Annotated in this window: 18 protein-coding genes; 5 read left to right on the top strand and 13 right to left on the bottom strand. The window is 39.9% G+C overall.

Annotation, left to right across the window (positions count from 1 at the left end):
• The first annotated feature begins 142 nt into the window (after window positions 1-142).
• A complete protein-coding gene (locus ABJN95_RS19650) occupies window positions 143-1,231 on the top strand; it encodes a hypothetical protein (protein WP_348373003.1) in 1,089 nt (362 codons plus the stop codon).
• Here the strand turns inward: ABJN95_RS19650 and ABJN95_RS19655 are convergent.
• The 12 genes from ABJN95_RS19655 to ABJN95_RS19710 all read right to left on the bottom strand — a co-directional run bounded on the left by ABJN95_RS19655 (window position 1,228) and on the right by ABJN95_RS19710 (window position 18,920).
• On the bottom strand, window positions 1,228-2,286 hold the full coding sequence (locus tag ABJN95_RS19655) for a nucleoid-associated protein (RefSeq protein ID WP_348373004.1): 1,059 nt from the start codon (window positions 2,284-2,286) through the stop codon (window positions 1,228-1,230). The two genes, ABJN95_RS19650 and ABJN95_RS19655, sit on opposite strands and share 4 nt — an antisense overlap.
• Window positions 2,287-2,336: 50 nt before the next feature.
• The gene (locus ABJN95_RS19660) at window positions 2,337-2,831 is read right to left on the bottom strand and encodes a hypothetical protein (protein WP_348373006.1); all 495 of its coding nucleotides are present in this window, start codon (window positions 2,829-2,831) and stop codon (window positions 2,337-2,339) included.
• Window positions 2,832-2,859: 28 nt separating this feature from the next.
• Window positions 2,860-3,894, bottom strand: a complete 1,035-nt coding sequence (locus ABJN95_RS19665; RefSeq protein WP_348373008.1) for a COX15/CtaA family protein — start codon at window positions 3,892-3,894, stop codon at window positions 2,860-2,862.
• Window positions 3,895-4,046: 152 nt separating this feature from the next.
• Complete coding sequence (locus ABJN95_RS19670; RefSeq protein ID WP_348373010.1) at window positions 4,047-5,987, bottom strand: OmpA family protein; 1,941 nt, start codon at window positions 5,985-5,987, stop codon at window positions 4,047-4,049.
• 11 nt (window positions 5,988-5,998) lie between these two features.
• Window positions 5,999-6,928: a type IX secretion system membrane protein PorP/SprF gene (locus ABJN95_RS19675; RefSeq protein ID WP_348373012.1), complete on the bottom strand. Its 930-nt coding sequence runs from the start codon at window positions 6,926-6,928 to the stop codon at window positions 5,999-6,001.
• A 36-nt stretch (window positions 6,929-6,964) separates the two neighbouring features.
• Window positions 6,965-11,812, bottom strand: coding sequence for a gliding motility-associated C-terminal domain-containing protein (locus ABJN95_RS19680; protein WP_348373015.1), 4,848 nt, complete (start codon window positions 11,810-11,812; stop codon window positions 6,965-6,967).
• Between the two features lie 300 nt (window positions 11,813-12,112).
• Window positions 12,113-13,537 (bottom strand): HD domain-containing protein, encoded by a 1,425-nt coding sequence (locus ABJN95_RS19685; RefSeq protein ID WP_348373016.1) that lies wholly within the window; start codon window positions 13,535-13,537, stop codon window positions 12,113-12,115.
• Window positions 13,537-14,097 (bottom strand): L-threonylcarbamoyladenylate synthase, encoded by a 561-nt coding sequence (locus ABJN95_RS19690; RefSeq protein WP_348373018.1) that lies wholly within the window; start codon window positions 14,095-14,097, stop codon window positions 13,537-13,539. The genes ABJN95_RS19685 and ABJN95_RS19690 overlap by 1 nt, the downstream gene beginning before the upstream one ends.
• A 56-nt stretch (window positions 14,098-14,153) precedes the next feature.
• Entirely contained in the window at window positions 14,154-15,089 is a 936-nt protein-coding gene (locus ABJN95_RS19695; protein ID WP_348373020.1) for a glycosyltransferase family 2 protein, read from the bottom strand.
• Entirely contained in the window at window positions 15,086-17,032 is a 1,947-nt protein-coding gene (locus ABJN95_RS19700) for a glycosyltransferase (RefSeq protein WP_348373022.1), read from the bottom strand. The genes ABJN95_RS19695 and ABJN95_RS19700 overlap by 4 nt, the downstream gene beginning before the upstream one ends.
• Window positions 17,033-17,199: 167 nt before the next feature.
• Window positions 17,200-18,006: a glycosyltransferase family 2 protein gene (locus ABJN95_RS19705; RefSeq protein ID WP_348373024.1), complete on the bottom strand. Its 807-nt coding sequence runs from the start codon at window positions 18,004-18,006 to the stop codon at window positions 17,200-17,202.
• A gap of 98 nt (window positions 18,007-18,104) precedes the next feature.
• Window positions 18,105-18,920 carry a 2,3,4,5-tetrahydropyridine-2,6-dicarboxylate N-succinyltransferase gene (locus ABJN95_RS19710; protein WP_348373025.1) on the bottom strand — a complete coding sequence of 272 codons (816 nt, stop codon included), beginning with the start codon at window positions 18,918-18,920 and terminating at the stop codon, window positions 18,105-18,107.
• Window positions 18,921-19,188: 268 nt separating this feature from the next.
• Between ABJN95_RS19710 and ruvX the strand changes: the two genes are divergently transcribed.
• The 4 genes from ruvX (at window position 19,189) to ABJN95_RS19730 (ending at window position 24,155) form a co-directional block, all read left to right on the top strand.
• Entirely contained in the window at window positions 19,189-19,599 is a 411-nt protein-coding gene (gene ruvX / locus ABJN95_RS19715; RefSeq protein ID WP_348373027.1) for a Holliday junction resolvase RuvX, read from the top strand.
• Window positions 19,600-20,190 (top strand): peptide deformylase, encoded by a 591-nt coding sequence (gene def / locus ABJN95_RS19720; protein ID WP_348373029.1) that lies wholly within the window; start codon window positions 19,600-19,602, stop codon window positions 20,188-20,190. It begins immediately after the preceding gene.
• A gap of 66 nt (window positions 20,191-20,256) precedes the next feature.
• The gene (locus ABJN95_RS19725; protein WP_348373030.1) at window positions 20,257-20,679 is read left to right on the top strand and encodes a DUF5606 domain-containing protein; all 423 of its coding nucleotides are present in this window, start codon (window positions 20,257-20,259) and stop codon (window positions 20,677-20,679) included.
• A 98-nt stretch (window positions 20,680-20,777) separates the two neighbouring features.
• Complete coding sequence (locus ABJN95_RS19730; RefSeq protein ID WP_348373032.1) at window positions 20,778-24,155, top strand: amidohydrolase family protein; 3,378 nt, start codon at window positions 20,778-20,780, stop codon at window positions 24,153-24,155.
• Between the two features lie 127 nt (window positions 24,156-24,282).
• On the opposite strand, the gene ABJN95_RS19735 is transcribed toward ABJN95_RS19730, so the two are convergent.
• Window positions 24,283-25,749, bottom strand: coding sequence for a Gfo/Idh/MocA family oxidoreductase (locus ABJN95_RS19735; RefSeq protein WP_348373033.1), 1,467 nt, complete (start codon window positions 25,747-25,749; stop codon window positions 24,283-24,285).
• Window positions 25,750-25,797: the final 48 nt, after the last annotated feature.

Here is a 25,797-nt window from a genome sequence, read left to right on the forward strand (position 1 = left end):
CTAACGTACCTTGTGGGTAACTGACGGTGCTAGGTGAATTGACCCCAAAAAATGGGCAGTTTATCTATATAGCATAGGCATTCCAAATTGGTTAGAAAACGAACTTGTAGCAGTATTTTGTACTGAATTTTTATAAAAAAGTATGGCCGAAGAAAAGTTAATGTCAAAAAAGAAACCCGCTTATCCTGTAAGTGAAAAGCTGGATAAATATCTCGATTATTACAATCGAAAGATTGAAATTCCAATCTTTTATGAAGATCTTTTGCGTTTTGCTGGCTCGGTGGTAGTTTACGATGGAAATGATGAAGACACACTTTGGGTACGCGTGTATTATGAAGATCACGAACGCAAGGAAATTGATCTAAGCCTTAAAAAAGTATATTCTATTTTACATTCTGACGGTAGTGATCGTATCATCGAATATTTAAATGTTGACGCGGTAGACTACTGCACCTTTGGTAATTCAAAACCGTTCAGAATTAAGATTAGAAATATCTTAAACGATAACTTCACCTATTTCTATGTAAAAAAAACAGATGCTTCTCGGGTTTACGGATTGGAATTAGAGCATATGCTTTCTCCTTACAATCTCAACTTTTTGGTGTACAAAGATACGTTGATCGAAGAGCATATTGCAGGCATACCAGGGGATGTATTTATAAAGGATATGCTTCCAAAGTGCACGGAATCGGAAAAAGCCCAGTTGGCCAAAGAATTTGTAAAATTCAACGAACGCTGTATGATTCGGTTATTAGGAGATATGCGATCCTATAATTATGTCATTGTACCGACGCATGATTTTGACCATGTGGTGTATAAAATACGGGCGATTGATTTTGATCAACAATGTTTTGAGGGTAAGTTAAAGGTATACCGCCCACAGTTTTTTAAGGAGAACTTTTTAATGGTGGAGTTGGTACGTGAGAAATTGCAAAAAAATTCTGTTGATCAGTATAAGGTGGAAGAACGTTCAATAGTTGCCAAACGGATTATTAGTTCAGAAGATAGAATAGAAGAACTCATTGATATTTGTCGCGAAGATCGTATTTCTCTTGACAAAAATGTAGAGATGCTACGCGCTGAAATTCAAGCTTTCATTCTTGATATGAAATTTAAGCAATGCAAGAATATGGGTGAAATACTAACCCTTGGACTCGATTTTGTAAAACGCAATTACGAGAATGTAAGTATGAAACAAATTATTGAAAATCGAATTGATTTGAAATCTTAGCTCTTCTGTTCCTTATTAAAATAAACAAGGTAGTAATACATTTGCCGTTCTTCATCCCAACCTTTTTCAACAAATTTTTCAGCAGATTCAGGATTTATAAAATCCATTTTTATCTGTATGTTGGTATCTAAACTGATAACGTTCTTTATTTTCTTTCGTGCGTCTGATACGGCCTTATTCGCGATGTCAAAATTTGAAACATCTTCGATACTGTACTTAGGGCCTTTTTCGACCTTATAATGTTTGAATTCTGGAATCAATTCGGGATTCTCCATTACCTCAGTCAAAAAATTACTTTCCTCAAATGCGTCATTCTTGGCAAAATGATTGACTGCACGATTCATAAATAGTACTTCTTGCTGCTTGTCTTCAGCAGGTAAAACCACATCTTTGGCAAAATTCTGACAGAACTTTAAATAGTTTTTAGTTTTAAAATTATCGTCTGAAAGAGGTTCAGCCCCTAAAAAGTTTTCTAACCAATATTTGGCATCATACCGATTGCTATCCACTGAAAGTACCTTATATCCTTCTTCTTTGTCTACATTGAAGATGAGGCATCCTTTATCTAGTTTATTGATGTTAATGCCCTGCTGAACCAATATATTCAGATTGCTTCCTCTTTCTTCGAATTGTAAAAAATCGTGTTTCAACTCACTTTTAAATATGCCGATGGCATCTACCTTTACATTGTCAAGTTGCACTCCCGTTAAATATCCAATGTATACTTCACCGCTTTTTATATGCGGATGATCTGATTGTTCAAATAAGTGTGTTGCGATCGTTTTTGAGTTTAAATGAGCCGAAGCAGGGTCGGCAAAAATCTCGGTAGCCATTTTGTACAGCTCATTGAATTCCAGATCAACCTCATGAGATAGTTTAAAGTAATTCTCCTCTTTTTCACGAAAAGGACGAAAGAAGTACTCCTTTAACAAACCAGTGGTTTCATCGTTTAAACCAAAAGGCTCGTCTGAAAGAAATATGCCTTCACTCTTATTTTTATTGCCAACACGATGTAGTGAGATACTTTCGATTTGGGTAGAATATAGGTTGATCATCGTTTTTTGAAAAGTTAAGCGTTAAGAGATTAATTTTTTGATTTTTGACTTCAATTCCAATTTTCATCAAAGTCTAGATCATCATAGTTTTCTAAGGTATCATCAAAATCGAAGGTAGGATCGGCTTTGAAATTCTTTTCTGGCGGGGTTTCTGGCAATTCACCAAAACTAAATAATAAGTTAGGATAAGATACTCCGGCCTCATTATCAACAATATCTGCAAGCTCGACAAAGAACGTCCACATATTTAGAAAGTCGTACACATAAATGAGCTTTGGGGTGTTTTTGTTCATTACATCCTCCAAGAATGTTTCATTCATCAAACGAACATCCGAACCTTTCTCACTCATGTCAAAAAGAGCTATTTCTTCATCTTGTACCCACTCGTTATCACAGGTATAAAAAGAAGCCATTTCATTGCCTAGAAATCCGAAGGCTTGCGATATGGAATTATGGAATTCTTCCATGGAATTGCTTGCATCAATTTCGATATCTCTAAAGATATCATCCTTCGCATCTAGGATAATGCGCACTTTGTAAATCATTAGTGTTTCGTTTTGCGGGAAGACAAAGTTACAAAGTTTTGTGACTTCTTTTTGATTTAAATGCTTCCAAAATCAAATAGAATTGCATACCAAATAGGAGGGAAGCCAAGACAAGATGTAAGGGCTGACTGGCCATAGGGAAATCCAAATAATACATGGCCATACCGGAAGCCACTTCAACAACTATAATAAGTAAAACCCAGTTGATCTTGGTAAATCCTAAATTAAACTTGTAAATGCGATAGGCCAAAAATAGGTTCAACAAAACCACTAGTACAGAGAAGGATCTATGTATATAAAAGGAAAGAGACGGATTATCTAACCATAAATTTGCTGTTCCTTCGCCTAAAACGTCGATTTGAATATCAACAAATTGCCTGACTTGAATGCCTAAAATAATCTGAGCAAGGCTCGCCCCAAAGGCTAGTACTAAGGCTACAGTGAGTTTTTTATCATATTTGATCGTATCTGCTTGACTTCCAGTTCTGTGAATTAAGTATATGAGCATGGCCATAATTACCAGAGCAATAATCATATGAACAGAAATCATAATAGGTTTCAAATTAGTATCGACTACAAGTTTACCGAGTATGGCTTGAAGGGCTAGTACCAAAAGCGTCAAAATCGTAACTACCGTAATTACCCGATCTTTTTTGAACAGCCAAAAAGAGAGAAAGAATAATATTAGCATTGGTATACCCAAAACTACGGTTACTAATCTATTGATGTATTCGATCCAAGTATGCCAAGCATTGAATTTGGCATATTCATGTTTGGTATAGGCCTCCCAATTTTCTTGCTTATAGGTTTCCGAAGATTCAAAATCTTTTGTGGCTACCTGAAGCGCTTTATTTACAATTACAATTTGCCCTTTTTTAAACTCTTTTTCAGGCATCCACTCTATTTCACTAATGTCGGTAGGGGGAATGTAATAACCGAAACACTTTGGCCAATCAGGGCAACCCATACCGCTTCCTGTTACGCGCACTATTGCACCGGCTACAATTACCAAATAGACCAAAACCAGAGCGATTTTAGCAATTTTACGGAAGCTTTTCTGCATTTTTAATCGAAGAGATTGTTTTGCAAAATTACTACTCTTAGCTAAGAAAATGACTGGTTAAATTCTTTATTTTCTGTGTTCAAGCCGGATTTTTCGAAACAAAAATGCCATTCATTACGAACGGCATTTTAAAATATGAGTTGGTTACTGTATTATTCAACTACGATAAATTCTGATCGTCTGTTTTCTTCATTTTTTTCTGGGGTGCATTTTGTCCAGTCGACACAATCGTTGGCTAATTTGCTTTCACCAAATCCTTTGGCAGAAACTCGAGATGCATCCATTTTATTAGCTAGCAAATAGGTTACGGTGTTATCTGCACGTCTTTGCGATAGTCTTTGATTGTACCCTGTACCTGCTTTGGCATCGGTATGAGACTGAATTTGAATTTTAATGTCTGGAAAAAGATTCATATACTCGATAACCTTTAGCATAGTGGCCGAGGCATCTGGCCTGATAGCTGCTTTGTCTAAATCAAAGTACACTGGTCTCAATGCTAAAAATGCAACTAAATCTGTACCTACAGCTGCTCTTTTAAGGGTTCTTGTCAATGCTATTTCAACTCCTGAGGTATCATTGGCTCGAACCACTTTAAAAACCGTGTTCCCATCGTCGTATTCATCTTTTGAAACAACAATTTGGTAATCACCCTCTCTACAATCTCCTTCGAGCGTAAATGTACCATTGTCACCTGAAATGGTTTCTGAAATTACTTCACTAGTACCGTTTAAGATGGCGACTTTCGCTCCTTCCAGGGGTTCGCCAGTGGCCTCATCTTTTACGATTCCCTCAACCAAAGTATTGCAAGTAAGGTCGATTTCTTTGGTTTCTGTAAACCCGTAAATATCATCACTCCCCAGCCCACCGTCTCTATTCGAAGCGAAAAAGCCTTTTTTGGTTTCGTCGTTGATGATAAATGAAAAATCATCTTGCTCACTATTAACCGATTTTCCAACATTGACAACATAGAGGTTGCTCATATCTTCGATTTTAGTAGCAAAAACATCTAAACCTCCAAGACCAGGGTGTCCGTCTGAGGCAAAATACAAGACATTTGAAGCGGTAACAAAAGGAAACGTTTCTCTAGCCTCTGTATTGATGATATTTCCCAAGTTTTTAGGAGTTCCTACACTTCCATCTTCATTTAGGTCTACCACAAAAATATCGGAGGCACCTATTGTACCCTCCATATCTGAGGCAAAATATAGTTTGCGTTCATCAGGGCTCAATGCCGGATGTGCCGCGGAGTAGTTGTCTCCATTAAATGATAATTCTGTAATGTTCGTCCATTCTCCGTTTTGGAGATTGGCACGGTAAATTTTTAATCTGCTAACACCATCTGCGTCACGAGAAAAATTTCCGTTTTCCGAATTATTCCTTGTAAAATACACTGTAGTGCCATCCTTCGTAAAAACAGCAGAAGTTTCGTGTGTTTTTTTATTTAGAGAAGATAATTTAATAACCGGTCCGAAATCACCATTGGCTGATACGCTTGCGGCATAAAGATTGGTAAAGGGTTGATTATTCCAGGTATGTATTTTTCTTGAAACCGTACCGCTATCACGGGCAGTAGAAAAAACCAATTGTTCTCCTTTGAATGAAGGGGCAAAATCAGATGCAATAGAATTTAGCGTCAGACTTTTAATATCGTAGCGTCCCGAGTTATTTTCAATCCGCTTCAAATAATCGGGGTTGTCGGCAATTTTTTTCGCACGAACATCGGCTTGTTTAGCGGCCTGATATTTTTGCATCCAAATGTTGGAAGCTTCATATTCTTCTGATGATTTTAAAGACTGCGCATAGCGATACATATAATCTGCATCTGCTGTTGCCCCTTCAATGGCAAAAAGTTTACTGTACCAATTAGCTGCTTCGCTATAGTTTGCATTTTGGTAGTTGGCGTCACCTAAATTTTTAAAGATGTCTTCTTCCGAGTAACCCTGGTCAACCAATTCTTCGTAGCTCTCTATTGCAGGAACATAGGAATAGCTTTCAAAGTTGTCCTTGGCTTTTTTCGTTTTTTTGTCTTGAGCTGCAACTACTGCACAAACCATTAGTGCAGCGCATAATATGTATTTTATTTTTTTGTCCATCTCCTTATAATTTAAAAGAATCTCGGTGCTATTACGTTTTTATATTTGGTGCGTAATTCATAGCGTAAAAGGACTTCAAAAGAACCATCGTTAAAAGTGGTATTACCAAGTTCGGTTGTCTCTTTGTCGTAGGCAAGGCCTAACATAAATTGGTCCGTTATCTGAAAGCCGAACATACCACTAAAAGCGGCATCCCATCTATAGGCTGCTCCCAAGGTAAATTTTTGATTAAACATAAAATTTGCTGAAAGGTCTATTTGTAGCGGTGCACCACTAACCGCTTTTAGTAAGGCTGCAGGCTTGAATTTCAAATTCGGATTTAAATCGAATACATAACCGGTAATCAAATAGAAATTCATTCGCTCTTGTGCCAAGCTCGCCGTGCTATTATCAAAATGTTCGGTTTTTAAGAAGTTAGGCACAGAAAGTCCGGCGTAGAATGTATCTGTATGATAGTAAATTCCAGCGCCAAAATTTGGCGAGAATTTTTTATCAATGTTACTAAGACCAAGCGTTGTCGCTTCATTATTATAATTTTGAAGCTGCGTAAAATCAATATTCAAAGCATGCCCACCTGCCTTTATTCCAAAGGACAGCTTTCCTGTTTTTGAGGTTTGTACCGTATACGAGGCTACAGCATCGAAATAGGTATCCTGATTTGTACCATTACCAATTCTATCGTTTACTATTGAAAGACCAACACCCAGTCTCTTAGCAACTGGAGTATTAAAATTTACGGTTTGCGTGGTCGGAGCACCATCAAGGCCAACCCATTGTGATCTGTGCAGGGCGTTGATGCTTAAAACACCTCTAGAACCAGCATAAGCAGGGTTAACAGCCAAGGTGTTGTACATATACTGAGTGTACTGTGCATCTTGTTGTGCCATGACGCCCCCTACCGCGATTGTTAGGAAAACTAGTGTTAGTATGAACTTTTTCATGATTATCGAGTTTACTTTTAGGGTTGAGGGTATGGATTATCTGTTAACGTATAAATAACCTGACTTGGTGCCAGAATTTGCAGTACTTCTATAATTAATGATATAGAAGTAAACGCCAACAGGAAGTTCTTTGTTCATCTGCACTGTGGCTCTTCCGTTCGATATGCCGCGGAATGCTCTTGTTGTATTATCATAACCTTGTGTTTCAAAAACCAGAATACCCCATCTATTATAGATTTTAACATCGTTGTCAGGGTAAGCCTCAATGTTGGTAATACGGAAAATGCCGTCATTCAAACCTGGATTTACCAAATCACTCTCTATAATAATATCGCAGACTATCTCTGGCGGTGGTGTACCACCTATTGAGCTACAAGGGTCATTCGGATTGGTTCCATCGGTAAGCTCTTGCCCATTAGTAATCATATCTCCATCGCAATCAGCCGTTAGCCAGTCTCCAGATTTTTCAAGCGTTACACTAGTTTCCAAAAAGTCGCACGGATCTTCAGGGTCTGTATTATCTGCTATTTCCGTACCATTGGTAACCCCATCACCATCACAATCAGTAATCAAATAATCACCAGATACGGCCAAAGTAATATTAGATGCATTGAAATCACAAGGGTCTTCAGGATTTGTGCCATCTACTATTTCAGTGCCGTTGGTAACTCCATCACCATCACAATCTGCGGTTAACCATGCACCGCTTTGTGGCTCAGTGATGCTTGCGATCACATAGTCACAAGGATCATTGGGATCGGTACCATCTGTAATTTCCTGGTCGTCTAAAACGCCGTCACCATCGGTGTCAACAACATCACATGCAGTCGCATCTGTGGCGTCTGTAACCGATGCCACTATCCCCGTATCATACGTGGCCGCACTAACTAATCCAAATGCCCCGGTAGTCGCTGGGGTACTAGTTCCAAATTGACCTCCGTCATCTCCATCGGCACTTGCGCTGGAATATGCCTCATTGGCATCGCTACATCCGTCTTCATCACTATCTAAGTTGAGATAATCTGGTGATGCATTTGCACCTGTATCGGTAGGAGTGGTACCTCCTCCCGCTGAAGTAGGAATACCGTTACTACCGACATTGTTTGTGTTGTCATCATCATCATCTGCGGTTCCATTGCCGTCGCTATCGATTCCACCAGATTCAAGAACATCGTGAATACCGTCGTTGTCGGAATCGAGATCCAATCTGTTAGCGAAACCATCGCCATCGGTATCACTATCGGGAAGTGCAGTTCCGCCATCGCCAACACCAATAATCGTGTTATCATCAGTATCAATGGAATCAATAAAACCATCACCGTCTGCATCTGGCATTGTCGTTGGGTCACCAGCAGTAGTATAGTCCACTTGACCATCAGCGTTCGCATCTGTACCGCCAGCTTCAATAATATCAGCAATACCGTCGTTGTCGGCATCAAGATCTAACCTATCAACCAGGCCATCTCCATCGGTATCGGTATCGGGTAGGGGAGAGGCGGCGATGCCATCATCCAAACCATCATTGTTGGTATCGTTCATTGACATTGGATCGCCAGGAGTTGGATAATCTATTTGGCCATCACCGTCAGAATCGGTTCCACCCGCTTCCGTAATGTCGGGTATGCCATCGTTATCGCTGTCGAGATCCAAGGCGTCGGGTATTCCGTCACCATCTGTGTCTCCAGTACCTTCTACGCTATCTAAAACCCCATCATTGTCGTCGTCTAAATCGTTTACATCACTAATGCCATCACCATCAGAGTCTGTCGTTGAAATATCGCGATAGTCAACATCACCCCCAGTTCCTAGATCGTTATCTTCATCGCCTAGATTTGTGGCATCTGGAGGATTTATGCCATCATTTACCGTTGCGCCATCGATAGCGGAATCATCAATATCATCAAAAGCGTCATCCAGACCATCACCATCAGTATCTACATTTGCTAATATATTATCGGTATCCCCATTTTCACGTATGTCTAAGATGGTATCATTGTCACTATCTTCATCTATGTAATCAGGATTGTCACTTAGGTCTGTATTTTCAGGATCAATACCAATGAGCCCACCATTTTCATAGTTATCATCGAGGCCGTTCATATTTCCATCTGTAATACCAGTACCAATTCCACTTGGAGCTTGGTAGGTATCGGTTGGCTGCGCTTCCACATTGTCGGGAATGCCATCATCGTCGGCATCAATATCCAAATAATCGGGTTGGTCGTTTGCGTTGCTATCTGAATTTGGTGGGTTTGCCCCTGCACCAGCGGTGGTCGGAACACCATTGCTTGCTGTATTGTTCACGTTGTCGTCATCGTCATCGGCTCTTCCGTCCATATCGGCATCGGTTCCACCAGATTCTATGACGTCGGCAATACCATCATTGTCGCTATCAAGGTCGAGGCTATTGGGTATTCCATCGCCGTCAAAATCGCATATTAGTTCTAATGAAACATTGTCTATTCCAAAGTCATTACCAATGCCACCAGGTGTGTTGTTACTGATCGTTAGTACCATATCAGCAGCGGTTGCTGTAAATGCTAAGGAAACTTCCTTCCAGGTGCCATCATTGGGTATGTCGCCTGAATCGATTTGGGCAACGATATTTCCTCCGGTATCGGAAATGATCATGGTAACGTTTGGAGGTATTGGGGTATTGCTAAGAAATTGTTCTGTTCCGTTATCCAGATATCCTGGATTGAAGAGATTGATGATACCCGAGGTGAATTTGTATCTTTCACCGATGGTGAGCCCTGGTACCGTTTGTTCGAAAAATGTTCCTGCACCACCGGCCGCATTAAAAAGGGCAAAATAACCAAGTTCACCCGTAGCATCTATGGTTAGATCTTCGATATCAAGCCAAAAATTGGGAATGGTCTGACTCGCCAAATATGAAAACCCAATGGAATTTGTAACAACGGCATAGTTTCCATCTGCCGGCCTGGGTGCTTGATAACCGTATGTGGTCAAAATACCAGCAGGCATAGGTTTGGCGTAGGTGTTATAATTATCTGGGTTGCCAGTACCGTTACCAGAGCCACTGAAGAAAGTGTCACTGGCTGTATTGGCAACGCCAAAATCACCGTTTGGTAAAAATGAGAAGCCTAATGCTGTACCCCCACATTCTACAGTATCGAGAATACCATCATTATCGTCATCCAAATCGGTACTATCAGGTACACCGTCATTGTCACTATCTATACAAGAACTGGCATTTCCATCCAAATAGAACGAATTTTCGGAGTCATAGGCCGCACCATCTACTGAACCATCTGCAGGGTCAACTGTGATGGGTGCATTACCATATTCTCCATCATTATCACCATCGGCATCCGCTATTGAACCAAAATATGCTTCGTCTGCATCGCTGCAGCCATCTCCGTCACTATCGGTATTTATAAAATTTGCTGGGGTAGTAGTGACCGTATTTGTAGGTGTACTGCCTTCAAATGCATCTACATGACCATTTCCGTTCACATCAATAGCTGGCGAGGCGGAAACTCGACCGTCATTGTTAGTATCGTTGGCCCCAAAACCGACTTCAACAACATCATAAATTCCATCGTTATCACTATCAATATCCGCTACATCAACAACAGCATCGCCATCAGTATCAATGGGATCAAAACTGTCTATGACTCCGTTTCCATTACTATCAGTACCCCCTCCAGAAGCATCCATTGCATCGGGTATTCCATCGGAATCCCCGTCAAGAGTAAAGTCCACTCCCGAAATGTCAACACCATACTCGATGGTATCGCTGATACCATCATCATCGCTGTCAAGATCAAGTCTATTAGCATAAAGATCCGAATCTATCTGGGTTATTGCATTTTCCAGTATGTCTATGATACCATCATTGTCATCATCTAAATCGCAAATATCACTTACTCCATCATTATCGCTATCGGCATTACCGGAGGCTATAGGGTCACATGGATCGGAACAGTTGGTAGGGTCGGCAAGATTGGTATAATTCAAACTGCCTAATCTTATATTCTCTATAAAATTTGCATTACTACTTGAATTGGTAACACCAGGTGTACTATTTGCAGCGGTATCAGCTGAGATATTACCGCTGTCGGTCCAGTCTCCACAGCCAAATATGAAAGTACTTCCAGCACCACCAGACCCAGCGTTAAATGAGGTATTTCCATTAGGGAAATTCGGAAAAGGTGCTCCGACATTACCATAAGAAAAACCATGAAAGAACGTACCGTCAGGCTTTCTGGTTTGCATGACATCACCTGATCCACGAAAAGTGCTACGCGACCACGAGGCAGTTGTGCCGGTACATGGAATATAATTGGGATTCGTTGTCGTGGGATTCGTGCAACCACTTAGCGAGACATGGTTGCCCGGTAGTATATAGACCTTGTCATTGTTTGCATCGGTAGGGTCATCTGCCGCTATGGCGGCGTCTTTATCCGATTGATTATAGATTACAATAAGCGACCCTGGCGAAACGCTATTAAATGCACTACTTAAAACTATGGCTCCGCCTGTGATACCCGTTGAACTGGTTCCTTCAAAATCACCATTGTTATCATCAAAGAACCAGCCAGTCAAATCAACCGGGTTGGTTGGATTGAGTGGATCACCAACCACTAGGAGTTCCACCCAATCTTTATTGCCCGATGGCCCATTAGATGCCTCGTTGACAATGATTCCGGCTTCTTGAGCGTTCGCTGATTGTATAGATAATATGCCTGTTATCAAAAATAACGCGCAAACTAACATCGAATTTGAATAAAAGGTAGGGTTTCTCATAGCTGAAGTAGTTAATTTATCTTCTGACAAAACTGAAGTTTGTACAGGAGCGAATAAGGCCTGTATCAATTTGGTTGGTTTGGAGAGGTCTAAAAAGAACACGTACTTTTTCATAAGCGCAGGGGCATTATGATGATGCAATATACATCATGTTGTTAAAAATGAATCGATGAACTGCCTAAAATTTTAACAAAAATAGCCTTAGAAGTGCCGTTTATCGAGGGAATGTTGTACTTGCCTGTGAATATATCGATGAAATGCACTTTTTTGTAGGAGACGTCCAACTTTCCTACATAATACAATAAATCTTACAAATTCTTACAAAAACTTACAAATGTGATTGCTATTATGCCACATGTGTTTTTATAATGTGATGTTTTATGGAGTGTTCCTTTGATTCATTTAGTAAGTGTGTCATCTTGACTTAAGACCAAGCTCTTTACCTTTTTGTAGCATCAGGGTTTTTGCAGCCTCATATTCATTGGGAATTTCGCCTTCTAGAATAGCTTCTTTAATCGCTTCTTTGATCATACCGATTTCCTTGGAAGGTTGAAGGTTGAAGGTTTGCATAATTTCTTCTCCTGAAACGGGAGGTTGAAAATTTCGAATGTGGTCGCGTTCCTCAACTTCTAGGATTTTTTGCCGCACTATTTTGAAGTTGTTTTTGTATTTTTTTTGCTTTTTGGAATTTTTAGTGGTGATGTCCGCCTCACAAAGTGTCATAAGATCATCGACGTAATCTCCAGCATCAAAAATCAATCGTCTCACGGCAGAATCTGTGGCAAAATCTTCTGAAAGAACTATTGGCCGAGAACTCATCAAAACCATTTTCTGAACAAATTTCATTTTGTCGTTTAACGGCATTTTTAGACGCTTGAAAAGTTTGTAAACCATCTTTGATCCAACAAATTCATGCCCATGAAATGTCCAACCTAATTTTTTATGGAACTTTTTTGTGGGTGCTTTTCCGATGTCGTGAAGTAAAGCAGCCCAGCGTAGCCATAGGTTATCGGTTGTTTTGCTAATGTTATCTACCACCTCTAAGGTATGCCAAAAATTGTCTTTATGACGTTGACCTTCGATTTCTTCAATGCCTTGGAGGGCAACGAGCTCCGGTAAAATATAGGGTAGCAATTCGGTCTTATGCAGTAGAGCAAGGCCAACTGAAGGTTTATCACTGGCTAAAATTTTATGAAGCTCCCCAACAATACGTTCCTTTGAGATGATTTTTAGGCGCTCCTTATTGTCCGCAATGGCTTTTAACGATGGTGATGCTATCATAAAGTCTAACTGTGCGGCAAAACGGATTGCGCGCATCATTCGCAAGGGATCATCGGAAAAAGTAATGGCTGGCTCCAAAGGTGTTCGAATGATTTTTTTTTCAAGATCATTAACTCCTTCGAACGGGTCAATCAAGTCTCCAAAATTGTTAGAATTCAGAGAAAGAGCCAGTGCATTTATCGTAAAGTCTCTACGGTTTTGATCATCTTCAAGACTGCCGTTTTCGACTATTGGTTTTCTACTATCGCGATGATAACTTTCTTTACGAGCACCCACGAATTCAAGTTCAATATCTTTATGCTTCAGCATAGCGGTACCGAAGTTTTTGAATACGGATACCTTGGGCTGGTTGTTTAACAACGATGCCACTTTTTGGGCGAGTTGAATACCGCTGCCTACAACCACTACGTCAATATCTTTTGCATTGTCTCGCTGTAAAATGTAATCACGCACAAAACCACCAATAACATAACAATCCACTTCAAGTTCTTTAGATGCTTTAGTGAGTGTTTTGAAGATCGGGTCTTGAAGCGCTTCTTGAAAATTCTTTTGCCTCATTATTTTCGTATCACTTTTACAACACCATCGGCACTTAGTTTAATAATTGCTGAAGGGGTATGGCCTGTTTTTTCTTGCTGCAAATTTACGATATAGTCAACACCATTTAAAACCGCTTCATCTATTTCAGAAAACTGTTTTGGTGTTGGTTGCCCTGAAATATTTGCTGAAGTTGATACAATTGGCTTTTTGAATTTAGCAATAAGATATTGACAGAATTTATCGGAAGCTACGCGAATAGCAATAGTATTGTCATCCGCTATCAAGTTTTTGGCTATTCCTTTCGGATCATCGTAAACAATTGTAGTTGGCTTGTTTGATAAGTCCATTATGTCATAAGCTACGTCAGGTACTTTTGCAACATGACGCTCTAGCATGGCATCGTTCGCAACGAGGCAAACAAGGGCCTTGCTATCATCACGTTGCTTTAACTTGTACACCTTACTGACCGCATTCTCATTGGTAGCGTCACAACCGATTCCCCAAACAGTGTCTGTAGGATATAAGATAAGACCACCATTTCCTAAGACCGAAATTGCTTTGTTGATTTCTTCCGTCATTCGTATTTTAAATTGATTATGCAAAAATAGGTTATCTGTGAATTGAAGTTCAGATTTTAATCTTGAATAAGTTGCTTTTGCTTCATTGATTTTCCCAAAGGAAGTCCGATTAAAATTCGATGGAACAATCTAAAATATTTTGGTTTTACCAAGGAGGTAAGCCCATAGCGGATTATAAAAATCACACGCAGAAGTTGATAATGTATGTAGCCATAATTTTTGCGAATCACATAGAACATTGAAGTTTTGAGTTCAATCTTAATATCAGTAGGCATTTTGGTATTGTTGACACTAACACCTTGATGATGTATATAAGATGCATTCGGTATGAAATACGTCTTCCGATTTTTTTTCTTTAAGCGATAGCATATATCGCATTCTTCGAAATAGAGAAATATATTGGTGTCGAATCCACCTACATTGTTGAAGTCTTTCGCTCTAAAAAACATGAAGCTACCATTGATATAATCTACAGCTATGGGTTCTGAATATTCCTTTTTTCGGTTGGGTTTTGAAAATAAAACCTCAGGTGTTTTTCTTCCAAAAACCTCTCGGGCAAAGGACGTGAAGTGATCAAAACTTACACTTTTCTCCTTGTGTTCATTGAATATTTGAGGTCCACAAAGCGCTGCGTCAGACTGCGTTTCCATAAAATTATAGCAGCATTGTATAGGGTCATCTAAAAGAATGGTATCGTTGTTCAAGAAAAGATAATAGCGGGCATTGGCAGCTTGAATTCCGTGCATATTTCCACCGCCAAAACCGGTATTGAATCTGCTTCGAATCAATTGAATAAAATCTTTTGATAAATGGCGAACAAAGGAACTTAAGTTTTTGTAATCTTCGCTTGCCGAAGCATTATCAACAATAACAATTTGATACGAAATTGACTGCGAAGTTTGCTCTAGAATACTTGCGATACATTTCTTGGTGTATGCTGAAGAATTGTAGTTAATTATAATTACGGCAATGTCAAATTTCTTATCCGTCATTTTTTCAATGGATGCTGGCTGAATTGCAATTCTAGAAAGCGTAGTAATGATTCTTTAAAAAGTTGTGGTTCAAAAGCGAGATATAGCCTTTCTATGTTTCTTTTGATTTCTCTCTTATCCATATCACCAAAAAGTTCTGGTTGGTAATCTCTTAGATGCACACTCTCATGATTCTGATACACTTTACCGTGCCAGGCGCCTTTTACGATAAATGGGCTAAATATACAAAAGGACGGTATGTTGAGTGCTTTTGCCATGTTAACTGTACCCCCTTCGTTGCCAATAAGCATATCGCATTGTGACAATATACCTATAAAATTACGGAGAGAGTCGGCATAAAAGTCAATCTCGATGCAATTTTGCGTTTCAGAAGAGCAAAGGTTATAAATCGCTAAGGCCTCGTTTTTTTGATCTGGAATGTAGTTGAAGAGCAGCTTGGCATCACATGCATTACATATAGTATTAAGAATTTCGGCCATGTATTTGGGTGGATAGGTCTTGTGCGGTCCACTGCCTAAAATACCAATCATTATTATCTTTTGATCTTGGGTCTCTTTTAAATCATCAACTATTTTTTTTGCTGTTTGTAGCTCTTCAGAAGTTAGGTATAGCTTTGGGTAGGTTACCATTTTGTTTTCCGGAAGTATCGGATTCAATAACATCAATCTGTTCGATATCGACAGCGGTATTTCATTATCTGGTATTTGGCTTTGATATAACGCATCGGAATAGATCCAACTTGTATACCATTTTCGTCTTCCTATTTTTTTATCTGAGTTCGAAAAAACGGTAATGAGGTTGCTTTCTAATTTGCCATACGCATCGATCACAGCGGTATACTTGGTTTGCTTCAAGGATTTTAAAAACTTAAAAAATTCCTTTTTACTGTCGCGGTATTCCTTCTTGAAAATTACAACCTTATCAATAAACGGATTTCCTTCAAGTACGGGAAGCGTGTTTTCGTTGGCTACGATTTGTACTTCCGCCTCAGGAAAATAATGTTTTAAGCTTTCACAGATAATTGTGCTTGCCAAAACATCACCGATCATTTTTTGCTGCACTACCAAAAATTTTAGTTCCTTTTTATTGTGATCTGCATTGAGTTTCTCAGCAAATACTGAATCAGAGCTTAAAGTACCAGACGCTTCTTGTATAAGCCTCTTTAGTTCTTTGTACCTTGAATATACTCCTAGGGCATTAAGGTAACTGATGATTACTCCTTTTTTTCCATCTAAAAATCCAAAACGCAAGATGTAGTGGTTAAAAAACTTGTAGACTGGCCTAAAAATAAAATGATACAGGTTGGGGGTATAATTCTTGTCCAATTCCTCTTGGGCCTTCATCTTTCCGTACTTTACCATTTTGCCTCTGTAATCGTGGTAATCTTTGTACGAATAATGAATAAGTTTGTTTTTTAAGATACCGATTTTTCCATCTACAACCAGGGTCTCGTGAACCACGCGCTCTCGGGCAAAATGCACCTTACTCTTTCTAAAAAGTCTAAAGTTTTTATCACTTTGCCATCCGCTAAAGTGCAGTACTTGCTTCTGAAACATAAACGTGCGATAGAAATAATAGGCTACTTCTTGGCTATTCGAGTTTATGGTCGACACGATTTCATCTCTAAGAGCATCGGTCAGGCGTTCATCTGCATCCATGAACAAAACCCAATCATTAGATGCCTGACTCATGGTGAATGATTTTTGATCGGTATAGTCTTTGAAAGGCCTTTGAATAAATTTAACCTCTGGATAATTTTTGATACGCTCCGCCGTACCGTCCGTGCTAAATGAATCGACTATTATTATTTCGTCTGCAAAAGATACGTTTTCAATGACTTCATCAATGTTTATGATTTCATTGAAGGTGATAAATAATGCGGATATTTTGATTTTAGGAAGCTCCAATAATATGGCTGGTGAACGGTTAAAACTCGAAGGCAAATTTAGATATAAAAGCAGTTTTAAATGCTGAAATTATAAATTTTTACGTACCCCAGTATAAATTGTATTTTACCCTAGGCCCTAGCTGTTATGTACCCTGAATTGTATCCAATGGAGAATTTGGTATTATTGAGACAGTGCAAAAGGGCATTGCATGGTGAAACGACCTAGTTTCCTCGTTGCGAAACCGGCTTCAAACTTGGTGCCTTTTGTTCGTGCTCCAATTTTCTGAGTTCAAGATACCTTTCCCAATCGCCAAGAGCATTGAGATAGCAAACCTTAATACCCTTCATTCCGTCAAATATACCAAGGCGAAATATGTAATTGTAAACAAATGTAAAAGTTGGTTTCCCCAAGAGCATTCCAATGCTAAAACCCTTGCCTTTCTGAATAGCTTCTTTGGCTTTCAATCGTCCATATAACAACATTTTGCGCTTGTAGTCGGAATAATCTCGGTAACAATAATGGGTCAACTTTTCTTTCAAAGTAGCTGAAGTACCATCCACCTCCAAAGTTTCATGCACAATACGTTTCGCCGAAAAGCGCACTTTACTCTTTCTAAAAAGACGGTAGTTTTTGTCGGTCTGCCATCCACTGAATCGTAGCCGGCTTTGCTGAAACATGAATTTTCTGCGGAACCAATAAGCCGCATGTTCCTTTGAGCTGTTTACAGTTTCAATAATTTCTTTTTGCAATTCAATCGTAACTACTTCATCGGCGTCAACAAAAATGACCCAATCATTTGACGCTTGCTCTAAAGTAAAGGCTTTCTGAGCTGTATAATTTTTGAAAGGATGTTGTATTACCCTGACCTTTGGATGCGATAGTAGATATTCGTAAGTTCCATCGGTACTGTAAGAATCAACAACGACAATTTCATCGGCAAACTCTATCGATTTAAGACAGTTTTCAATGTATCCAATTTCGTTGTAAGTGATTACAAGTGCTGTTATTTTTGTGCTTTGAAGCCCCATAGCTATGATTACGTAGGTTATTCATATTGCAGTGGTCTGGTACTAGAACTTCAAAAAACGGAAAATAGTATACTTCCCCCCTATAAAATTCTTACAAATTACACAGCTACGTTGTGTTCCCGAAGAGCATCGTTCAAGGAAGTCTTTTTATCGGTACTTTCTTTTCGTGTACCAATAATTAAAGCGCAAGGAACTTGATAATCTCCTGCTGGGAATTGCTTCGTGTAACTCCCTGGTATAACAACTGAACGGGCAGGAACCCTACCTTTTGTTTCAACTGGCTCAGAACCAGTAACATCTATTATTTTGGTGGAAGCTGTTAATACAACATTGGCCCCCAATACCGCTTCTCGTTCAACGCGAACGCCTTCAACAACGATACATCTTGAACCGATAAAGGCATTATCCTCAATAATTACGGGTGCTGCTTGTAAAGGCTCGAGAACGCCCCCAATGCCAACACCACCACTTAAATGCACATTTTTACCAATTTGAGCACAACTACCTACAGTTGCCCATGTATCTACCATGGTACCCTCATCTACATACGCGCCTAGGTTGACATAACTCGGCATCAAAATGGTTCCTTTTGAAATATATGAACCATGTCTTGCCACCGCATGCGGAACAACCCTTATTCCTTTTTCAGCATAACCTCGTTTTAGGGGAATTTTGTCATGATATTCAAAGATCCCTACTTCCAAAGTTTCCATTTGTTGTATGGGAAAGTAAAGCACGACTCCTTTTTTAACCCATTCATTGATTTGCCAGCCATCTGCTGCGGGTTCAGCACAACGTAGTTTTCCGCTGTCCAACAAATTGATTACTTCGCGAATGGCCTCCTGGGTAGCACTTTCTTTTAACAATTCACGGTTTTCCCATGCAGCCTCGATCGTATTTCTTAACTCGGTCATATGTTTACTAAAATTTCGACAAATATAAGTAGTCACTTATAAAATGATTCCTCAATTTTACACTTATAACAAATTACCTTGAATATCGGAGTAATTTATATCAAGAATTGATAGTACAAGCGAATAGGGTATGTTCTAAGCTTGAGCATCTTGCCAAGAGGTGATTTTAAAGTTGTAGCGCAGCAGCATGATTTAGGTTGAACATGTGCAAGGCCGATTTTTTACCTCATTATTCGCGATTATACTCTATTTTTGCAAAAAAAGTACCTTGGGACGTATTCTAGCCTTAGATTTTGGTAAAAAGAGAACCGGAATAGCAGTAACTGACGAGTTACAGCTAATTGCTTCCGGACTCACAACTGTTGCCTCGCATGAGTTACTTGATTTTTTAAAAAAGTATGTTTCCGAGGAAAAAGTGGTCAAATTTGTGGTTGGCGAGCCTAAGCAGATGAACAATACACCTTCAGAATCTGAAGTTTTTATTGTCCCCTTCTTAAAACGTTTGAAGAAGGTGTTTCCAGAAGTACCTGTTGAGAGAGAAGATGAACGTTTTAGCTCGAAAATGGCCCGCCGTGCAATGATTGATGGTGGATTAAAGAAAAAACAACGTAGAGATAAAGCATTGGTAGATGAAATTAGTGCGACTATTATCCTTCAAGCCTATTTAAATAGAAATTAAATGATACTACCCATAGTTGCATATGGAGATCCAGTTTTAAGAAAAGTCGGAACTGATATTGACAAAAATTATCCCAAGCTAAAGGAGTTAATAGCAAATATGTGGGAAACCATGTATGGAGCTAGTGGCGTAGGATTAGCGGCGCCCCAGATTGGGTTACCCATACGTATATTTCTGGTAGATGCCACACCCTTTGCCGATGATGATGAGCTTTCGGAAGTAGAACGCAAAAAAATCGAGGGTTTTAAAAAAGTCTTTATCAATGCACATTTAGAGGAAGAAATAGGAGCGGAGTGGACGTTCAATGAGGGTTGCTTGAGCATACCCGATGTGCGTGAAGACGTCAAGCGAAAAGACACCATTACGCTGAGTTATATGGATGAAAACTTCAAATCGAAAACCGAAACCTATGACGGTTTATTAGCTCGAATTATACAGCACGAGTACGACCATATTGAGGGAATCCTATTTACCGATAAGCTTTCGGGCTTGAAAAAACGTCTCTTGAAGGGCAGGTTGACTAATATATCTAAGGGAAAAATAAACGTGGACTACCGCATGCGGTTTCCCAAAGTCAAAAAAGCTCGCTAAAAGTCTTTTCTATTGAAGTAAATGTTTCATATTTGCGCTTTGAAATTTTAGAGTAACAAAAACTACATGAGTTTAGAGAAAATTTTATCGATAGGAGGAAAACCAGGTCTTTACAGGTTGGTAACCCAAACCAGAACGGGCTTCGTTGCCGAATCGTTGCTAGATGGCAAAAAGATTACCGTAGGCCTCAGAAGTAATGTCAGCATTCTTTCTGAAATTGCAATTTATACTTTAGATGAGGAACTCCCCTTACGTGAGGTGTTTCAGAAAATTCAAGTTAAGGAAAAGGGAGGTAAAACGGCTATTCCACATAAATCGGAAAAAATTAAATTGGAGGAGTATTTCTTTGAGGTATTACCTAATTATGACGAGGACCGGGTATATGCGAGTGATATTAAAAAGGTAATCCAATGGTACAATCTGCTTCAGGAAAATGGGATCACAGATTTTTCCGAAGATGACGAAGATTCGTCTTCCGAAGAAGAATAAAACTTTAACATAAAATAGTCAAGCCCCAGCAATAAGCTGGGGTTTTTTTATGCAAACTATTGGCTATATTTAGACGACAACTTAAAACCCATATTTTGATGCAAAATTCTATCTTGCGTAAGCTGATGACATGCTTCGCTTTATTAGCTTTCTTTCCCCTCCTAGCGCAACAAACTCAAGACTCAACCAAAAAAGCCACCAAAGAACTTCCTTTAGAACCAGAGCGAAAAGTTTCATTTACCACAGATAAGGGTACATGGATTTCCCTTGATGTGAGTCCTGATGGAAAAACCATCGTATTCGACCTCATGGGTGATATCTATTCGATACCAATTTCTGGTGGAAAAGCGACTCAAATTACAAGCGGTATGCCGTATGATGTACATCCAAGGTATAGTCCTGATGGTAAATCGTTGGTTTTTATATCAGATAAAAGCGGATCTGATAACATCTGGACCATAGATTTATCGTCAAAAGAAGACAAACAAGTGACTAAGGAGAAAAAACACAACTTCTTTTCTGCAGCCTGGACACCAGATGGTGAATTCATAGTGGGGGTAAAGGGGAGACGAAATATCAAACCGCATATTTATCACAAGGATGGTGGATCAGGCAGTCAGTTGGTAAGTGAGCCTAAAAATTTGAAGTTGATAGATCCTGCATTTGGCGCCGATGGAAAACTCTTGTATTTTTCACAAAGACGGAATGCTTGGAATTACAATGCACGCTTGCCACAATATCAAATAGGTACTTATGATATGACCGACGGCGACATGGCCGTGATTACATCTAAATACGGTTCGGCCTTTACGCCTACACTATCTCCTGACGGAAATTGGATGGTATATGGTACGCGCTTCGAGGATGAAACTGGTCTTGTGCTTCGCAATCTAAAAACGGGAAATGAAAAATGGTTGGCGTATCCAGTTCAACGCGACGAACAAGAGTCTATTGCTCCCCTGGGTGTACTTCCTGCTATGTCATTTACGCCCGACAATAAAAATTTAATTGCATCTTACGGTGGGAAAATTTACGCTATTGCTTTAGCTGAAAATAAAGCAACGGAAATTCCATTTTCAGTTGATGTGAATTTAGACTTGGGTCCTTTGCTATCTTTTAAATATCCCATTAAGGATGTTGAACAAGCCTTGGCAACGCAGATCAGAGATGCCAAACCATCTCCTGACGGTACCAAATTGGCGTTTACAGCTCTAGACCGACTTTATATTATGGATTTTCCAAACGGCACTCCCAGACGATTGACCAAGAATGATTTTGTAGAGGCGCATCCAGACTGGTCACCTGACGGTAAATTTTTGGTTTTTACAACTTGGAAAGGGGGAGGAGGCCATCTGTATAAAGTCAATATAGAGGGAAGGCCAAAACCGATACAATTGACACAACAAAGGGGGGCATATAGCTTTCCAGAGTGGTCTTACAATGCTAAAAAAATTGCTTTTCACCGAGGAGCTACACAAACATTTCAAGATGTTTTGGAAGCGACTTCGAACCAGACCTATGAAGATTTGATGTGGGTTTCTAGTGATGGCGGTAAGCTCAATTTGATAGATAAGGCGAAAGGGAGATTTTATCCGCACTTTACCAAAGGTAATGATCGGGTGTATCTGCATAATAATGACGGCGAGTTGCTTTCTATTCGATGGGATGGTACTGATGAAAAAAAGCATTTGAAAATAAAAGGAATCGTAACCTACGGCTCACAAGATATATTGGAAGGTCATACCTTGCTTCCGTCAGCGGTGAAGGCAGATGACAAAGATAAGTCTTCAAAACCAGACTATATCTATATTTCCCCAGATGGGAAATCGGCCTTAGCGGAAATTAACAATGATGTTTATGTGGTTACAATTCCTAAATACGGAAAGTTGCCCACGGTTTCTGTTGCCAAGACAGACAAGGCTGCTTTCCCATCTATGAAATTAACTACAATGGGTGGTGAATTTGCCAATTGGTCTTCTGATAGTAAAAAAATACACTGGTCATTAGGTGCTAGTCATTTTAGATATGATATAGCCGATGGAAAGCAATTTGCAGATAGTCTGGCCGCGGCTAAGAAAAAGGAAAAGGAATTGAAAGAATCGAAAAAGAAGAGCGATTCGACCAAAACCGACAAAGATCAAGACAAAGAAAAGAAAGATCCGAAATTTAAAGCAGATGAGTTTAAGATTGAGGTGACCTATGACAGGTATATTCCCAAGGGAACCTTACTGTTAAAGGGAGGTCGTATTCTAACTATGAAAGGAACTGAAGTTATAGCAAATGGCGATATCCTTATCGAAAACAATCGCATTAAGGCTGTGGGAGCTTCTGGAACACTTCAAGTGCCTAAAGGAACCAAGGAAATCAACACGGCTGGAAAGACTATTATTCCTGGTTTTGTAGATACCCATGCTCATATGTGGCCAGCTTGGGGTCTTCATAAGAATCAAGTGTGGATGTATGCCGCCAACTTAGCCTATGGGGTTACCACAACTAGAGATCCTCAAACAGCAACTACTGATGTGCTTTCCTATGCCGATATGGTAGAAGCGGGTGTGATAGATGGTCCTCGAATATACAGCACCGGGCCGGGATTAGGTTTTTGGGGGTATCAATTGGAAAGTTTGGATCAAACCAAAGAGGTACTGCGACAGTATAGTAATTATTACAATACCAAGACTATAAAAATGTATTTGGTGGGTAACCGCCAACAACGACAGTGGGTTATTGAAGCATGTAAAGAATTGAAGTTAATGCCTACTACGGAAGGCGGACTAGACTTCAAATTGAATATGACACAGTTGTTAGATGGCTATCCCGGTCATGAGCATTCCTTGCCTATTTATCCTATTTACGAGGACGTAGTGAAGACAATTGCCGAATCTAAAATGGTGGTAACACCTACCTTGTTAGTCTCCTATGGAGGTCCTTGGGCCGAGAATTACTATTATTCAAGAGAAAATGTGTGGGGAGACCAAAAGCTGCAGTATTTCACGCCGTATAAAGAACTGGCGAGCAAAAGTAGAAGAAGGCCAGGATGGTTTATGGACGAAGAACATGTATTTAAAAAACACGCCGAATTCATGAAAGAACTTGTTGAAGCTGGTGGCTTAGCCGGAATAGGAAGCCATGGGCAATTGCAGGGACTTGGTTTTCATTGGGAATTATGGTCTGTTGCCAGTGCAGGAATGGATAATTACGATGCTTTAAAGGTGGCAACCATCAAAGGAGCGCGAGCCATTGGTTTGGATGGGGATCTAGGAAGCATTGCAGCAGGAAAACTGGCGGATATCATTATTCTTGATAAGAATCCTTTAGATGATTTACGGAATACGAATACCCTTTCGCATGTTATCAAAAATGGAAAAGTCTTTGAGGCAAATACCTTAGATGAAGTGTGGCCAGAGGAAAAAAAGGCTGAAAAGTTTAATTGGCAGACTAAAAAACCTACAGGTTTACCAGGGGTTAAAAAATAAAAGGACCTTAGTAAAGTGCTGGGTATTATAATGTTCTTTAGAGCGAAGTCGAGTTGCTTTTTTTAAGTATAGGGCATCTCGACTTCGCTTGATGTGACAGTAATTCTATTAATACAAGGAAGTTAATTTACATCTTCCAACCCTCTCTGTAGGTTCTACCAACAAATTGATTGGCTTCTTCTAGATTAGTTATTCTAGTGTTCTCTCCATCCCATAACAATTTTTTGCGCGCGAAGAATTCCATTTTACCTTGTTCATTTTCGCGTCGCAGCATATAACTTCGTATGGCCAAATTGCCCATAAGCACTGTTTCCGTCATAGGGCCGGCATAATCGAATGATGAGGTGAGCGCCATATGCTCTTCACTGCCAAAACCTGCTTTACATGCATCGATCCATTTGCGCTGGTGACCGTATTCTGGCTCTTCCATTACCTCGACTTCGGGTCCGAAATCTGTTGTGCCATCATTTAAGTACAGTTTTGGAGTGAGTGGAGAGCTATCATTTATATTGGTAGAAATAATTCCTTTTTCACCAATTATTAAAACACCATTGTAACTTCCAGGTCCTCCAATATCGCTATTTGCCGGAATGATATCAGGGTGGGAGGGGCGTATTCCGCCATCGCTCCATGTCATTTCAATCGGTGTTTTAGTCTTCTCAGTTGCATCGAAATGCAGTGTAATAAATGAGGAGGCTGGGCAACCTTCAGGATGATAATCTGCATTCCACATTTGCGAATACACCGAGCCGACACTGCATTCTGCATCGGTAGGATATTTTAGACCTAGCGTTCTAAAAGGAATATCGATCAAGTGGCAACCCACATCGCCTAGCGCTCCGGTGCCATAGTCCCACCAACCTCTCCAGTTGAAGGGGTGAAGGTTAGGAGTAAAGGGTTTTGCTTCCGCAGGACCGAGCCATAAATCCCAATAGAGATCTTTTGGTTTTAGACTAGCATCAGCTGCGGGCATTGCACCACCTTGAGGCCATACAGGTCTGTTCGTCCAAACTTGTACTTTTGATACCGCTCCTATGGCATCGCTGTCAATCCATTTTTGCACCATACCCAACAGCGGATTAGAACCGCCTTGATTTCCCATTTGGGATACTATTTTTTTCTCGCGCGCCGTTTGGGTCAGCAATCGTGCTTCGCGAATATTGTGTGTCATGGGTTTTTGCACATACACATGTATTCCACGCTCCATAGCATAGGCAGCGGCAGGGCCATGAATATGATCTGGAGTAGAAATGGTGACGGCATCAAGGCTTTTTTCTTTATCCAGCATTCTGCGGTAGTCATTGTACAGTTTTGCCTTTGGAAAGTTTTCAACAGACCGTTTTGCAGATCCTGAAAAATCTACATCGCAAAGGGCCCTTACCTTTTCACGACCATCGACTGAAGCATTTTTGATATCACTACTTCCTTTGCCACCTGCGCCAATTGCGGCAAGGTTTAGGCGGTCGCTAGGTGCTAAAAACCCAGGACCTCCGAGTACATGTCTTGGAACAATAAAAATAGAAGAAGCAATGGCTCCTTTTTTAATAAATGATCTACGGGAAGTATAGGTACGTTTTTGCTTTTTGTCTTCCATTGTGGTTTTCTTATTTAAAGGTTGCTGTAAGCAACTAAAGTTAAGAAA

Origin of the sequence: Maribacter sp., assembly GCF_039974175.1 — a bacterium.
In the GTDB taxonomy this organism is placed as follows: Bacteria; Bacteroidota; Bacteroidia; order Flavobacteriales; family Flavobacteriaceae; genus Maribacter_C.

Bases quoted from the DNA above. Each gene is read 5' to 3' on its own strand.
- ABJN95_RS19650 (WP_348373003.1), top strand. From the start codon at position 143: ATGGCCGAAGAAAAGTTAATGTCAAAAAAGAAACCCGCTTATCCTGTA.
- ABJN95_RS19655 (WP_348373004.1), bottom strand. From the start codon at position 2,286: ATGATCAACCTATATTCTACCCAAATCGAAAGTATCTCACTACATCGT.
- ABJN95_RS19660 (WP_348373006.1), bottom strand. From the start codon at position 2,831: ATGATTTACAAAGTGCGCATTATCCTAGATGCGAAGGATGATATCTTT.
- ABJN95_RS19665 (WP_348373008.1), bottom strand. From the start codon at position 3,894: ATGCAGAAAAGCTTCCGTAAAATTGCTAAAATCGCTCTGGTTTTGGTC.
- ABJN95_RS19670 (WP_348373010.1), bottom strand. From the start codon at position 5,987: ATGGACAAAAAAATAAAATACATATTATGCGCTGCACTAATGGTTTGT.
- ABJN95_RS19675 (WP_348373012.1), bottom strand. From the start codon at position 6,928: ATGAAAAAGTTCATACTAACACTAGTTTTCCTAACAATCGCGGTAGGG.
- ABJN95_RS19680 (WP_348373015.1), bottom strand. From the start codon at position 11,812: ATGAAAAAGTACGTGTTCTTTTTAGACCTCTCCAAACCAACCAAATTG.
- ABJN95_RS19685 (WP_348373016.1), bottom strand. From the start codon at position 13,537: ATGAGGCAAAAGAATTTTCAAGAAGCGCTTCAAGACCCGATCTTCAAA.
- ABJN95_RS19690 (WP_348373018.1), bottom strand. From the start codon at position 14,097: ATGACGGAAGAAATCAACAAAGCAATTTCGGTCTTAGGAAATGGTGGT.
- ABJN95_RS19695 (WP_348373020.1), bottom strand. From the start codon at position 15,089: ATGACGGATAAGAAATTTGACATTGCCGTAATTATAATTAACTACAAT.
- ABJN95_RS19705 (WP_348373024.1), bottom strand. From the start codon at position 18,006: ATGGGGCTTCAAAGCACAAAAATAACAGCACTTGTAATCACTTACAAC.
- ABJN95_RS19710 (WP_348373025.1), bottom strand. From the start codon at position 18,920: ATGACCGAGTTAAGAAATACGATCGAGGCTGCATGGGAAAACCGTGAA.
- def (WP_348373029.1), top strand. From the start codon at position 19,600: ATGATACTACCCATAGTTGCATATGGAGATCCAGTTTTAAGAAAAGTC.
- ABJN95_RS19725 (WP_348373030.1), top strand. From the start codon at position 20,257: ATGAGTTTAGAGAAAATTTTATCGATAGGAGGAAAACCAGGTCTTTAC.
- ABJN95_RS19730 (WP_348373032.1), top strand. From the start codon at position 20,778: ATGCAAAATTCTATCTTGCGTAAGCTGATGACATGCTTCGCTTTATTA.
- ABJN95_RS19735 (WP_348373033.1), bottom strand. From the start codon at position 25,749: ATGGAAGACAAAAAGCAAAAACGTACCTATACTTCCCGTAGATCATTT.